At 67.9% G+C, this 12352-nt stretch carries 10 protein-coding genes; 6 read left to right on the plus strand and 4 right to left on the minus strand.

Annotation, left to right across the window (positions count from 1 at the left end):
- Positions 1–49: 49 nt before the first annotated feature.
- Both FFS08_RS09595 and FFS08_RS09600 read right to left on the minus strand, forming a co-directional pair.
- On the minus strand, positions 50–550 hold the full coding sequence (locus tag FFS08_RS09595) for a DUF3617 family protein (RefSeq protein WP_137864146.1): 501 nt from the start codon (positions 548–550) through the stop codon (positions 50–52).
- The gene (locus tag FFS08_RS09600; RefSeq protein WP_137864145.1) at positions 550–885 is read right to left on the minus strand and encodes a hypothetical protein; all 336 of its coding nucleotides are present in this window, start codon (positions 883–885) and stop codon (positions 550–552) included. Before FFS08_RS09600 ends, FFS08_RS09595 begins: the two co-directional genes overlap by 1 nt.
- 266 nt (positions 886–1151) lie before the next feature.
- Between FFS08_RS09600 and FFS08_RS09605 the strand changes: the two genes are divergently transcribed.
- The 3 genes from FFS08_RS09605 to FFS08_RS09615 all read left to right on the plus strand — a co-directional run bounded on the left by FFS08_RS09605 (position 1152) and on the right by FFS08_RS09615 (position 5961).
- Entirely contained in the window at positions 1152–1829 is a 678-nt protein-coding gene (locus tag FFS08_RS09605; protein WP_137864144.1) for a FadR/GntR family transcriptional regulator, read from the plus strand.
- A gap of 204 nt (positions 1830–2033) precedes the next feature.
- Complete coding sequence (locus tag FFS08_RS09610; RefSeq protein ID WP_137864143.1) at positions 2034–4289, plus strand: TonB-dependent receptor; 2256 nt, start codon at positions 2034–2036, stop codon at positions 4287–4289.
- 67 nt (positions 4290–4356) lie between these two features.
- A complete protein-coding gene (locus FFS08_RS09615; protein ID WP_137864142.1) occupies positions 4357–5961 on the plus strand; it encodes an AMP-binding protein in 1605 nt (534 codons plus the stop codon).
- Positions 5962–6250: 289 nt separating this feature from the next.
- Here the strand turns inward: FFS08_RS09615 and FFS08_RS09620 are convergent, their stop codons facing one another.
- Positions 6251–7867, minus strand: coding sequence for a carboxylesterase/lipase family protein (locus tag FFS08_RS09620; RefSeq protein ID WP_137864141.1), 1617 nt, complete (start codon positions 7865–7867; stop codon positions 6251–6253).
- Positions 7864–9147 carry a spinster family MFS transporter gene (locus FFS08_RS09625; protein ID WP_212741983.1) on the minus strand — a complete coding sequence of 428 codons (1284 nt, stop codon included), beginning with the start codon at positions 9145–9147 and terminating at the stop codon, positions 7864–7866. The genes FFS08_RS09620 and FFS08_RS09625 overlap by 4 nt, the downstream gene beginning before the upstream one ends.
- Positions 9148–9288: 141 nt before the next feature.
- On the opposite strand from FFS08_RS09625, the gene FFS08_RS09630 reads away from it, so the two are divergent.
- The 3 genes from FFS08_RS09630 to FFS08_RS09640 all read left to right on the plus strand — a co-directional run bounded on the left by FFS08_RS09630 (position 9289) and on the right by FFS08_RS09640 (position 12275).
- On the plus strand, positions 9289–9969 hold the full coding sequence (locus FFS08_RS09630) for a TetR/AcrR family transcriptional regulator (RefSeq protein WP_249341223.1): 681 nt from the start codon (positions 9289–9291) through the stop codon (positions 9967–9969).
- 78 nt (positions 9970–10047) lie between these two features.
- The gene (locus tag FFS08_RS09635; protein WP_137864140.1) at positions 10048–10941 is read left to right on the plus strand and encodes an SDR family NAD(P)-dependent oxidoreductase; all 894 of its coding nucleotides are present in this window, start codon (positions 10048–10050) and stop codon (positions 10939–10941) included.
- Positions 10938–12275, plus strand: a complete 1338-nt coding sequence (locus FFS08_RS09640) for a glycoside hydrolase family 1 protein (protein WP_249341222.1) — start codon at positions 10938–10940, stop codon at positions 12273–12275. Before FFS08_RS09635 ends, FFS08_RS09640 begins: the two co-directional genes overlap by 4 nt.
- The last annotated feature ends 77 nt before the right edge of the window (positions 12276–12352 follow it).

A 12352-nucleotide genomic window follows, 5' to 3' on the forward strand; every position in this document is an offset into this window, starting at 1 on the left:
CGGTGCGCCCCGGGCCGCCGCCAGCGCGGACGCCCGGGGGCTCGGAAACTCACTCGGCGACTTCGCCGCAATCGGCGGACTGGAACGTGCCCACCTGATGGTTGTTGAGCGTCATCGGCTGGCCCTTGTGCTCGAAGCTGAGCACGGCATCGAGCGTGAAGCCGGTGGCGGTGTAGCGGCCCTTGAACGACATCTTGCCCTTGGCCGGCCCGCTCGCTTCGAAATCGATCACGCCGCCCGACGCCCGGTTGCGGATCACCGTCCAGCCGGGCTGCACGTCCCTGGCGGAGACGTAGCCGCCCTTGGCCAGCGTATCGGCGGTGAGGCAGCGTTCGGTCTCTTCGTCCGCATCGCCGGTCTGCACGATCTTGTAGAGACCGGGGCGGAGCGGCCCGCTGAAGCCCTGGAGGGCCGGCTGCGCCACCGCGGCGGCGGCGGCATTGGCGCTGGCCGCGTCCTGCTGCCCGCATCCGGCCAGCAGGCACGGCAGCAGCAGGGAGAGTGTCGCGACCTGGCGCGCGACACGAACATACCCGACATGGAGGCGCATCAGCAGTCGCTCCCTTCGACGGAGCTGTCCTGATCAGTCGGGGCCGGCTGGCTCGCAGCGACGTCGATCGCCGTGCTCGCCGCGGAACTGGCGAGATAGGCGCCACCGCCCACGCGTCCGGCAATGCCGCCGATCAGGCCCGAATTGCGCGCGGCGCGCAGCACGCCGCCGAGCCCGAAGCCCTTCTTCTTCTTTTTCTTCGGCTTGCACTCGGGCGTCGCCTGGCCGGCATCGGCGGAAGCGGCCTGCGCCTGCGGAACGTCCTGGATCCCCGCCTGGGCGGGAATCGCGAACAAGATGGCCGCACAGGATGCGGCCGCGACGATCTTTCTCATCACCTGGTTCTCCTTGAACAAGGCGGCCATGCGTCGAACCATCGAAAAGGGGGGACACGCAGAGCCGCGCCCGCGACCCGTGGCAGCAGGCCGGCGCGGGGCGAACGTTTCTGCGACCAATGCCGCCAGGGTGCGACAAAGCCGGTCGGCGGAACGGTTCTTGTTCGCCTTGTCCGGCACGGGGTTTGGGATAGGCTGGACTCGAAAGGCCTCGACAGCAGGGAGAACCGCGCGTGGCAGCGCCTCCATCCAGGCGGCAGGACGAGATGCGCCCCCCGCTTGGACGCAACCTCACCCATGGTCTGCTCGACCGGCTGGGGCGCGCCATCGTCATCGGCCAGTATGAGAGCCAGCCCTTCCCCACCGAAGCCGAGCTGGCCAGGCAGCACGGCGTGAGCCGTTCGGTGACGCGCGAAGCGGTGAAGATGCTCACCGCCAAGGGCCTGTTGAGCGCCCGTCCGCGCCAGGGCACGATCATCGAGCCGACTGTGTCCTGGAACCTGTTCGACACCGACGTGCTGCGCTGGTTGCTCGAGCGGCAACTCTCGGCCGATCTGCTAGTCCAGCTCGATCAGCTGCGCGTGGCAATCGAGCCGGAAGCCGCCGCCCTCGCCGCGCGCTTCGCCACCGGCGCTGACATCGAAGCGATCGACGAAAGCCTTGCCCGCATCGACGCCGCCGGGAAGGGCCTGGACGGCGCGCTGGAGGCCGACATCGCCTTCCACGTTGCCATCCTGCGGGGCTCGGGCAACCCCTTCTACCTCCAGTTCCGCGACATGGTCGGCATCGCGCTGCGAACCGCCGGTCCTCCGACGGGCTGCGCCGCCGACCCCGCGGATCGGGGCCGGGTGCTTGCGGCGATCAAGGCCCGCGATCCCGAGGCGAGCCGAGCAGCGATGCGCGCGCTGGTCGATGCCCATCGCCCCGGCCCGCGCGGAGACTGAAGGGCACCCCCATCCACAGCCGACCCCGCGGATCTTCCAGACGGTTGCAGACCCCCGGATGCGCATAGTTTGCGCGATCCGATCCCCTCCGCTCAATAACATTCACTCGGTAGAGAATTAGTGTTGCAAGCCCTCGGGCTTTGCGGCATCCTCGCCCGATCGTGCCGAAGAGCGCGTGTGGAGATGGATGTGGGAGGGACCCTGATGGAATATCGTCCGTTGCTGCTCGGCGCCTCGGCGCTGGCCCTGGTCTGGAGCGGCGCGGCCGCGGCGCAGACCGCCGCCGAACCGGCACAAGATGCGCCCGCCGCCGCATCCGCTGCGGACGCCGAAGAAAGCGAGATCGTCGTCACCGCCCAGCGCCGCAGCGAGAATCTGATGACCACGGCGGTCTCGGCCTCGGTGCTGTCGGGCACCCAGCTCGACAACAAGGGCGTCGCCAATGTCGATGCGCTGCAGTTCGCGATGCCCAGCATCGTCGTCAACAATTTCGGCCAGGGCAACGACTTCAACATCCGCGGCATCGGCAAGGCCGAGCACAACACCCAGACCACGACCGGCGTGATCACCTATCGCGATGGCGTGCCGACCTTCCCCGGCTATGTGCAGGGCGAGCCCTATTACGACGTCGCGAACATCCAGGTATTGCGGGGACCGCAGGGAACGATCGTCGGCCAGAACGCCACCGGCGGCGCCGTGTTCGTCAATACCAACGACCCGGTCATCGGCGGCGGCATCCACGGCTATTTCAACCTGAACTACGGCAACTACAACGAAGCCGGCGCCCAGGGTGCGGTGAACCTGCCGCTGAGCGACACCTTTGCCGCGCGCGTGGCGCTCTACGGCTCGCGCCGCGACAGCTTCTACAACATCACCGGCCCGAACGGCGGCCCCTATCCCTATGACAAGGGCAATGTGGGCATCATGGCCGGGCGGATCAGCTTCCTGTGGAAGCCGAGCGACAGCCTGTCGGTGCTGTGGAAGACCGATCTCGGCCATCTCGACATGGGCGCCTATCCAGCGAGCCCCTATGCCAACCACCTCAAGACGCTGCCCGGCACCTCGACGCCGAACCCCAATTATCGCGACCTGTTCGACGTGTCGTTCAACGCGCCCCAGGCGGCGCGCGACGAGTTCGTCCGCTCGACGCTGAAGGCCGAATACGAGTTCTCGGGCGGGGTGAAGCTCCGCTCGGTCTCGAGCTATCAATGGGCCAACACGATGTACCGCGCCGACCTGGACGGCACCGCGACCGGCATCAGCACCTTCTTCGACAGCGTCGACGAGCAGCAGATCACCACCGAGCTCAACCTGATCTCGCCCGACAACCAGCGCGTCACCTGGCTGCTCGGCGCCTTCGGTCTGTGGAACGACTATTATTTCCGCAAGCCCTATCAGTTCGTCGTCGACCTCGCCGATCCGTTCAACCTGCCGACGGCGCAGTACAAGCTCCAGGGCACCAACCCGACGCGTTCGCTGGCGGCGTTCGGCCAGATCGGCTTCGCGATCACGCCCAACCTGAAGATCGACGCGGGCATCCGCTACACTGCCAGCCGATCGACCAACCATGTCGATGTGCTCCAGTACGGCACCTATATCCGCCAGGACCAGACGGTGAAGTCCGACAATGTGTCGTACAAGGTCTCGCTGGGCTGGAAGGCGAGCGAGAGCCAGTATCTCTACGGCTTCGTCGCCACCGGCTTCCGCCCCGGCGGGCTGAACGTGCCGGTGGGCCTGGGCCTGCCCGCGCCGTTCAAGCCCGAGGAAGTGACGTCGTACGAAGCGGGCTGGAAGGCCAATTGGGCCGGCGGCAAGGTCCGCACGACGATCACCGGCTTCTACAACGACTATAAGAACTTCCAGGTCATCATCGGCTATCCGACCTTCCCGACCTTCGGGATCGAGCTCAACGTGCCCGACAAGACCAGGATCTATGGCTTCGAGGCGGAGACCGAGCTGCATTTCGGCGCGCTGCGGATCGATGCCGGCATCAGCGTGCTACACAGCGAGCTGGGCACCTTCTATGCGGTCGACACGCGCAACCCTCCGGCGGGCACGCCCACCGATCCGGTGCTGCCGTGCAACCCGGCGACGGGCCCGGCGAGCGCCAAGTGCATCAACCTCACCGGCCGCCGCCAGACCTATGCGCCGAACTTCACCTTCAATGTCGGCGCCCAGTACGAGATCGAGCTCGGCAATGGCGACAAGCTCACCCCGCGAGTCAATTTCGGCCATGTCGGCGATCAATGGGCGACTCTGTTCGAGAACCCGGCGCGCGGCGACCTGCTCGAGGCGCGCAACATCCTGAACGCGCAGCTGGCCTATCAGCACAAGAGCTGGACGGTGACGCTCTACGGCACCAACCTGACCGACCAGCATTATCCGGCGGCGCTCAATTCCGGCCTCTACTTCGCGGGGCCGCCCCGCCAGTACGGCATCAAGCTGCTCAAGACCTTCTGATTTCCTGCCGGCCGCCGGGGCTCCCTCTCCGGCGGCCTTTCCTTCCCTCCGTGCGCCCCAAGGTTTCATGCAGCCCTACGGACTGACAGTAGACAAGTTCCTCGATCATGCCGCCAAGTGGTTCCAGGACTGCGAGGTGGTCGAGGCGGACGCGGGGACGGTCACCCGGCGGACCAATTATGCGGCGCTGCGCGAGCGCAGCAACCGCCTGTCGGGCGCGCTCGCCGCGCTCGGGCTGGAAGCGGGCGACCGGGTGGGCACGCTCGCCTGGAACACGATCCACCATTTCGAGATCTATTATGCGGCGATGGGCGTGGGGATGGTCTGCCACACGCTCAACCCGCGGCTGACCGCGGCCCATCTGGCCGCGATGATCGATGAGGCCGGCAACCGCGTGCTGGCAGTGGCGGCGGACCTGCTGCCGCTCGCCGGCGACGTGATCGCCCGCTGCCCAACGATCGAGCATGTCGTCATACTGGACCGGCCCGACGCCGGTGTTGGCGCCCTCGGGTCGCACCGGGCACGCATCTGGGAGCATGAGGCACTGCTCGCCGCGCACGGCATGCCGGTGCCCTGGGGGGAGTTCGACGAGAATGCACCGGCGGGGCTCTGCTACACCAGCGGCACCACCGGCAGCCCCAAGGGCGTGATCTACACCCACCGCTCCAACTATATTCACACGCTGCGCGCGTTGCAGGCCGATGCGGTGGCGATCACTGCCCGCGACACGCTGCTGCTCGGCGTGCCGATGTTCCATGCCAATGGCTGGGGCATGCCGTTCGCGGCGCCGGCGGCGGGCACCAAGCTGGTGCTGCCGGGGCGGACGCTCGACGGGCCCAGCCTGGCCCGGCTGATCCGCGAGGAAGGCGTGACCGTTGCCGTCGGCGTCCAGACCGTCTGGTTGACGCTGGCCGACCAGGCCCAGGCGACCGGCGATACATTCCCCACCCTGGAACGCGTGCTGATCGGGGGATCGAGCTGCCCGGAAGCGCTGATCCGGCGGCTGGAGGAACAGCTGGGCGCCGCCGTGCAGACGAGCTGGGGCATGACCGAGCTCTCGCCCATCGGCACGGTGGCGCCGCGCGACCTGCCCGCCGATGCGGCGCGCGGATCGGGGCGGCCGATCCTGGGGCTCGACCTGAAGCTTACCGATGCCGAGGGCAACGCGCTGGCGCCCCAGCGCGGCGTGCTGGGGCATCTGAAGGTGAAGGGGCACAGCGTGATCGAGCGCTATTTCCGTGCCGAGGCGAGCGCCCTGGACGCCGAGGGCTATTTCGACACCGGCGACCTGGCGATGATCGACGAGGCCGGCAACCTGACGATCTGCGGCCGCGCCAAGGACCTGATCAAGTCGGGCGGCGAGTGGATCAATCCGAACGAGATCGAGGCGATCGTCGGCACGCATCCCGCCGTCCGCCACGTCGCGGTGATCGGCCGGGCCGACGACAAATGGGGCGAGCGGCCGGTGCTGATCGTCGAGACCCAGGGCAGCGAAGGCGATCCGCGCGCGCTGCTCGCGCTGCTGCGCGGCAAGGTGGCGGACTGGTGGATCCCTGGCGAAGTCGCCGAGGTGCCGACGATGCCGCTGGCCGCATCGGGGAAGATCGACAAGAAGCGGCTGCGCGACGATTATGCCGAAGGGCGGATCGCGGGGCGCAAGGTGGGACGGTAGAGGCCCTTCCCTGCCCCGCGAAAGCGGGGGTGACGATTGGGGATAGTGCGGCTTTCTAGGGTCAAACCTCGATCAAGACCTTGATTTCTTTCGTCATCCCCGCGCAGGCGGGGATCCAGGGCCAAGCGCGGAGCGAGGGTGGCAGGCCCCGTCCTTTCCGGACGGCGTTCGCGTGGTGGCGCCGACATTCCACATTACCCTGGATCCCCGCCTGCGCGGGGATGACAAGGTTTGCTGAACGAGTCTTGACCCTAAGCCCCTTCCCTGAAGGGGAGAGGCTTCCAAGGACTCAATCGCACCCCGGCGCCTTGGGCGGCAGCTTGGGCGCGGCGAGCCCGGCGTTCCAGTTCCACGCCACCCCGGCGGCACGGCGGCGACAGACCACGGCCTCATACTGGTCGTACATGCCCGGCATCAGGCCGTTCTCGGCCTTGGGACCTTCGGTGATGTGGAGATAGGTGCGGGCCTTGCCGAAGGCCGGCCATGCCGCGCCGGGCGCACCCGTCTTCACGAAGCGCGCCCAATAGCCGAGCATCGCGTCCGAGAGCGGACGATCGCTCTCCGGCATGACCGGCCATTTCGGCGGCAGCGGCGCGAGGTTGCCGAACACATAGGGCAGCTCGCTGGCGTGGAAGGCATGCAGCCCCGCCGCCGCCATCGCCGGATAGCCGTGATCCCAGAGATAGACATAGGCGGGCTGGCCGATCGCCGCCTGCTTGCGGGCGAGCCGCTCGGTCGTCCAGCCATAGAGCGCGTCGCGGCTGGTCGCGAGGATGCTCTCCTTATAGTCCGCGGCGGGATAGAGCTTCAGGAACGCATCGGCGAACTCGCCATATTTCTCGCGGATGCTCTTCTCATAATCCTCCGCCGTCGCCGGGGCCTTGGGCGCCAGCACCATCAGCGAACGGATCTCGCCCTGGTTGAAGCCGGTGAGGATCGGCACCGGGGCCTGCTTGCCCTGGTCGAACGCGTCGACCATCTGCGTCGGCAGCACCAGCCCGTCGACCACCCCGAACGGGAAGAAGCCGAGCTTCGCAGCGCTGTCGGTCAGCGTCTGCGCGTCCATGCCGCGCAGCGCGGCGAGATCGGGCGCCTGGACGCCGGCGGCGAGCATCGTGCCCACCGCCTCGGCCGAGGGCGCGCCATAGGCCTGCTTCTTCAGCTCGGGCATGGCGACCATATAGGCGCTCTGCGCGATCGCCTTGCCGAAGGTGCCGCGGGCAAGCGGGGATTCCATCAGGAACATCACGCTGAGCCCGCCGGCGGATTCGCCCGCGATCGTTACCTTGGCGGGGTCGCCGCCGAACGCGGCGATGTTGTGCCTGACCCAGGCGAGCGCCGCCATCTGATCGAGCAGGCCGTAATTGCCCGAGACCTTTTGCGGCGATTCGGCCGAGAGCGCCGGATGGGCGAGCCAGCCGAGCACCCCCAGCCGATAGTTGATCGAAACGACGATCACGCCCTGCTCGGCCATCTTCCTGCCGTCGTACATCGGCTCGCGGCTGGAGCCACCCGACAGCGCGCCGCCATGGATCCAGAAGAAGACCGGGGCCTTCCTGGCGTCGGCGGGTGCCCAGATGTTGAGCGTCAGGCAATCCTCGCTCACCGGCAGCGGCGCGGGCGGCGAATAGACCGAAACTGGCGTCTTGCTCTGCGACTGGACGCAGGCCGGGCCGAAGTCCCTGGCGTCGCGCACCCCCTGCCAGGGCCGCATCGGCGCGGGCGGGCGCCAGCGCATGCCGCCGACCGGGGGCACCGCATAGGGAATGCCCTTGAACGCGCGGATATCGCCCTCGCGCGTGCCGCGCACGCTACCCGAAGGCGCGGCGACGACCGGCTCCTGCGCGGATGCGGTGCCCGCGAGCAGCAGGGCGGCGGCGATGGCGGCGGGACGGAACGGCTTCATGCGGCCCCCTTGGCGTTCTGCTCGGCGCGCAGGATGCGGGCGAGCGTGAGGAATAGCGCGATCGCGATCAGATAGAAGGGCGAGAGCGTGTAGAGCGCGAGCTGGAGGCCATGGTCCCAGCCATGGTTCCGGAACCAGTCGCTGGCGGCGCCGACATAAGTGGGGCCGAGGCCGAGGCCGATGAAGTTCATCACCAGCAGCAGCAGCGCGCCCGAGAGCACGCGCTGGTCGGGGCGGACTTCCTCCTGCACCAGCGCGACCGAGGCGGAGAGGTAGAAATAGTTGAAGCAGTTGACGATGGTCAGCAGCACCAGCGCCAGCGGCCAGCCTGGCGCCCAGACGAAGGCGATGTAGAAGGGCATGGCGATGGCGAGCGAGATCGCCGGGCCGAGCGCATAGACGAGGCGGCCGCGACGGCGGAGGCGGTCGATCACCCGGCCCGAGACGAGCATCGCCGCGCTCATGCCGATGCCGACGACGATCGCGTACCACAGCGCGATCTGGGACAGGGTCATCCCCTTTTCGCGGATCAGGAACAGCACCGCGAAATTGCCCAGGCCATAAGTGACGAACTGGGTGGCGCCGCTGCCGAGCGCGGCGAGCATCAGCACGGGATGGGTGAGGAACATCCAGCAAGTGCCCCAGAACGGCGCCTTGGCGGTCGGCCGGGCGGCATCGGCGGGAGCCGGGTCGGTCGCGCCGCGCTTCGGCTCGCGCACGACGATGCGGACGAGGATCGCGGTGACCACGCCGACCACGCCGATCGCCAGGAAGGCGTCGCGCCAGTCGAACAGCGCGGCGATGGTCGCGCCGAACGCGATGCCCAGCGCCGCGCCGATCGGGGGCCCCAGGTTGAAGATGCCGAACGCGGTGCCGCGCTGGCCGGGCGGGAAAGTGTCGGTGATGATCGCATAGCTGGGCGGCACGCCGCCCGCCTCGCCGAAGCCCACGGTCATGCGGGCGATGACGAGCTGGGTATAGCTGGTCGCCAGGCCGCAGGCGATCGTCGCGCCGCTCCAGATCGCGCAGGCGAGCGACAGGATCGTCACTCGGTTGGTACGATCAGCCAGCCAGCCCACGGGGATCGCGATGAAGCAGTAGAACATCGCGAAATAGAGCCCGCCGATCAGGCCGAGTTGCCCGTCGGTGACGTGGAGCGAATCCTGGATCGGCTTGGCGAGAATCCCGAGGAGCTGCCGGTCGAGGAAATTGAGCACATAGACGAAAGTGAGCGTGACGAGCACGATCCAGCGGCGGGCGCCGCCTGCCTGAGTTTCCACGCTTCCTCTCTCCCTGACGGTTCTTCCGCCTTCGCCGCATCATGCGGGCAAGCGCGCGAAGCTGTCAACACACACTATCACGCGTGTGAATATATGCGCAAAGGCTTGACGCTAGGCCCTTAGACGGGAAGGAACACAGGCGTGACCGAGACCGCCAAACCCGTCCGCCGCTCCCGCAAGGCCGAGCAGCGCGCCGAGACGATGGAGCAGATCTACGACGCTGCCGAGGCGTTGTTCTCGCAGCACGGGCTCTACGGCGTCACGCTCAAGGACGTCGCCAAGCAGGTGGGCGTCCACCACACGCTGCTCAATTATTATTTCGCCGACAAGAAGGCGCTGTTCGACGCCGTCTTCGCAAGGCGGGCGGTGGTGACCAGCGAGCGGCGGATGCGGGCGCTCGACGCCTATGAGTCCCAATGCGGCGGCAAGCCGACGGTGGAAGGCGCGCTGCGGGCGTTCCTCGACACCGATCTCGACACCTATATCCAGGGCGGCGAGGGCTGGAAGAACTATGCCAAGCTGGGCGCCCAGGTCGCCAACACCCCGGCCTGGGGGGCGGACCTGATGGACGCGCATTTCGACCCCGTCGTCCTGCGCCTGATCGGCCTGCTCAAGCGCGCCCTGCCCGACTGCGCCGAAGAGGACATCTTCTGGGGCTATCACTTCGTCACCGGCGCGCTGATGCTCACCCTCGCGCGCACCGGCCGCATCGACAAGCTCTCCAACGGCCTGTGCCATTCGGACGACTTCGCCGCGGTGAAGGAGCGGATGGCCTCGTTCATGGCCGCCGGCTTCCTCGAGATATGCAGCCGGGGCAAATAACCGCCATTACTCGCTATCTTGCTAGTGAATGATTGCAACGCTACGAAGCGGTCCGTCAAAATCAGAACGGAGAGCGGAATGTCGCTGGCGGGTCGTGTAGCAATGGTGACGGGTTCGGGCGGGGGACTGGGGCGCGCGCATGCGCTGTACCTGGCGAGCAAGGGCGCCCGTATCGTCGTCAACGACCTGTCGCAGCCGGCAGCGGACGCCGTCGCCGCCGAAATCCGCGCGGCCGGCGGCGAGGCGATCGCCTTTGCCGCATCGGTGACCGACGAGGCGCGTGTCGCCGCGCTGGTCGCCGAGACGCTCCACCGCTTCGGCCGCATCGACATATTGGTCAACAATGCCGGCATCCTGCGCGATAAGAGCTTCGCCAAGATGAGCATGGACGATTTCCGCCTGGTGGTGGACGTCCACCTGATCGGCGCGGCGATCTGCTGCAAGGCAGTGTGGGAGGCGATGCGCGCGCAGAATTACGGGCGGATCGTGATGACCACTTCCTCCTCGGGCCTGTACGGCAATTTCGGCCAGGCGAATTACGGCGCCGCCAAGATGGCGCTGGTCGGCCTGATGCAGACGCTTGCGATCGAGGGCGAGAAATACGGCATCCGCGTCAACAGCCTGGCGCCGACCGCGGCCACCGGCATGACCGAAGGCGTGCTCTCCGCCGAGAGCCTGGCGATGCTCGCGCCCGAGCTGGTGAGCCCCGGCCTGCTCGCCCTGGTCGGCGAGGACGCCCCCACCCGCGCGATCCTGTGCGCCGGTGCCGGCCATTTCGCCGCGGCGCATGTGACGCTGACCGACGGCATCCAGGTCGGCCGGAGCGACGATGCGGGCGAGCAGGTCGCCGCCGCATGGAGCGACGTGGCCGACCGCGCGGGCGAGATCGTCCCCGCCTATGGCTTCACCCAGGCCGAGCGCGAAGTGGCCGCCGCCGCGCAGCGCGCGCCCGTCGCCGCGACGGCGCGGTGAGCGACGACCCGCGCCTCGGCCGCCGCGAGCTGATCGCGGCCGCCGCGCTGGGCGCCGCCGGCATTGCGCCCGCGACAGCCGAGGCGCAGGCCGGGGCACGGGCCATCGCCCGCCGCAAGCCGGCCCCGCCGGGCTTCCTGTGGGGCACGGCGATCTCGGCCTATCAGAGCGAAGGCAACAACACGAACGCCGATGCCTGGCTGATGGAGAATCTCCAGCCGAGCATGTTCAAGGAGCGATCGGGCGACGCCTGCGATTCCTATCATCGCTATGCGGAGGATTTCGCCCTCGCCGCCAAGCTGGGCTTCAACAGCTATCGCCTCGGCATCGAATGGGCACGGATCGAGCCGAGCGAGGGCCATTTCTCCAACGCCGAGCTCGATCACTATGCCCGCATGCTCGAGGCGTGCCGCGCCCACGGCCTGCGGCCGATCGTGACGCTCAACCATTTCACCACGCCGCTGTGGTTCGCGCAGCGCGGCGGCTTCGAAGTGGCGGACGCGCCGCAGCTGTTCGCGCGCTATTGCCGCAAGGTCGCCGAGCGACTGGGCGGGCTGATGCACATGACGACGACCTTCAACGAAGCGAACATCCGCCTGCTGGTCGACATGATGCCGGGGATCGCCGCCTTTGCCCCCGTGGTGAAGGCCGCCATCGCCGCCGCGGCGCAGGCGACCGGTTCGCCGAAATTCTCGCGCCTCGCCTATGCCGATCCGGCGGTGGCGACGCCGATCATGCAGGCGGCGCACCGCCAGGCCTATGCGGCGATCAAGGAGGTGCGCCCCGCTTTGCCCGTCGGCATCACCCTGACCACGCAGGACGTGCAGGCCGACACGCCCGAGCGCGCCGCCCGGTATCGCGACAAGCTCTATGGCGACTGGGTGCAGGTGGCGCGCGAGGCCGCCGATTTCTTCGGCGTCCAGACCTATACGCGCTTCGTGTTCGACGCGAACGGCATGGTCGCGCCGCCAAAGGACGCGGAGATGACGCTGGCGGGGTATGAATTCTATCCCCAGGCGCTGGCCAACACGATCCGCTGGGCGCACCGGGAGATCGGCAAGCCGATCTATGTGACCGAGAGCGGCATCGCGGCGAAGGACGATGCCCGCCGCATCGCCTTTATCGACCAGGCGCTGGACGGCGTGCGCGCGTGCCTGGACGAAGGCATTCCGGTGCACAGCTATCTCTATTGGTCGCTGCTCGACAATTTCGAATGGACCTCGGGCTATGGCGTGCCGTTCGGGCTGGTCGCGGTGGACCGCGAGACCTTCAAGCGCACCCCGCGGCCGAGCGCGCTGCACCTGGGCGCGATCGCGAAGGCGAACCGGATTTAAGGGGGGATCCGATCAAGGCCTTGATTTCGTTCGTCCTCCCCGCCCCTTCCGTCGTCATCCGCGCGCAGGCGGGGATC

Source organism: Sphingomonas sp. 1F27F7B, from assembly GCF_005503355.1.
GTDB lineage: Bacteria > Pseudomonadota > Alphaproteobacteria > Sphingomonadales > Sphingomonadaceae > Sphingomonas.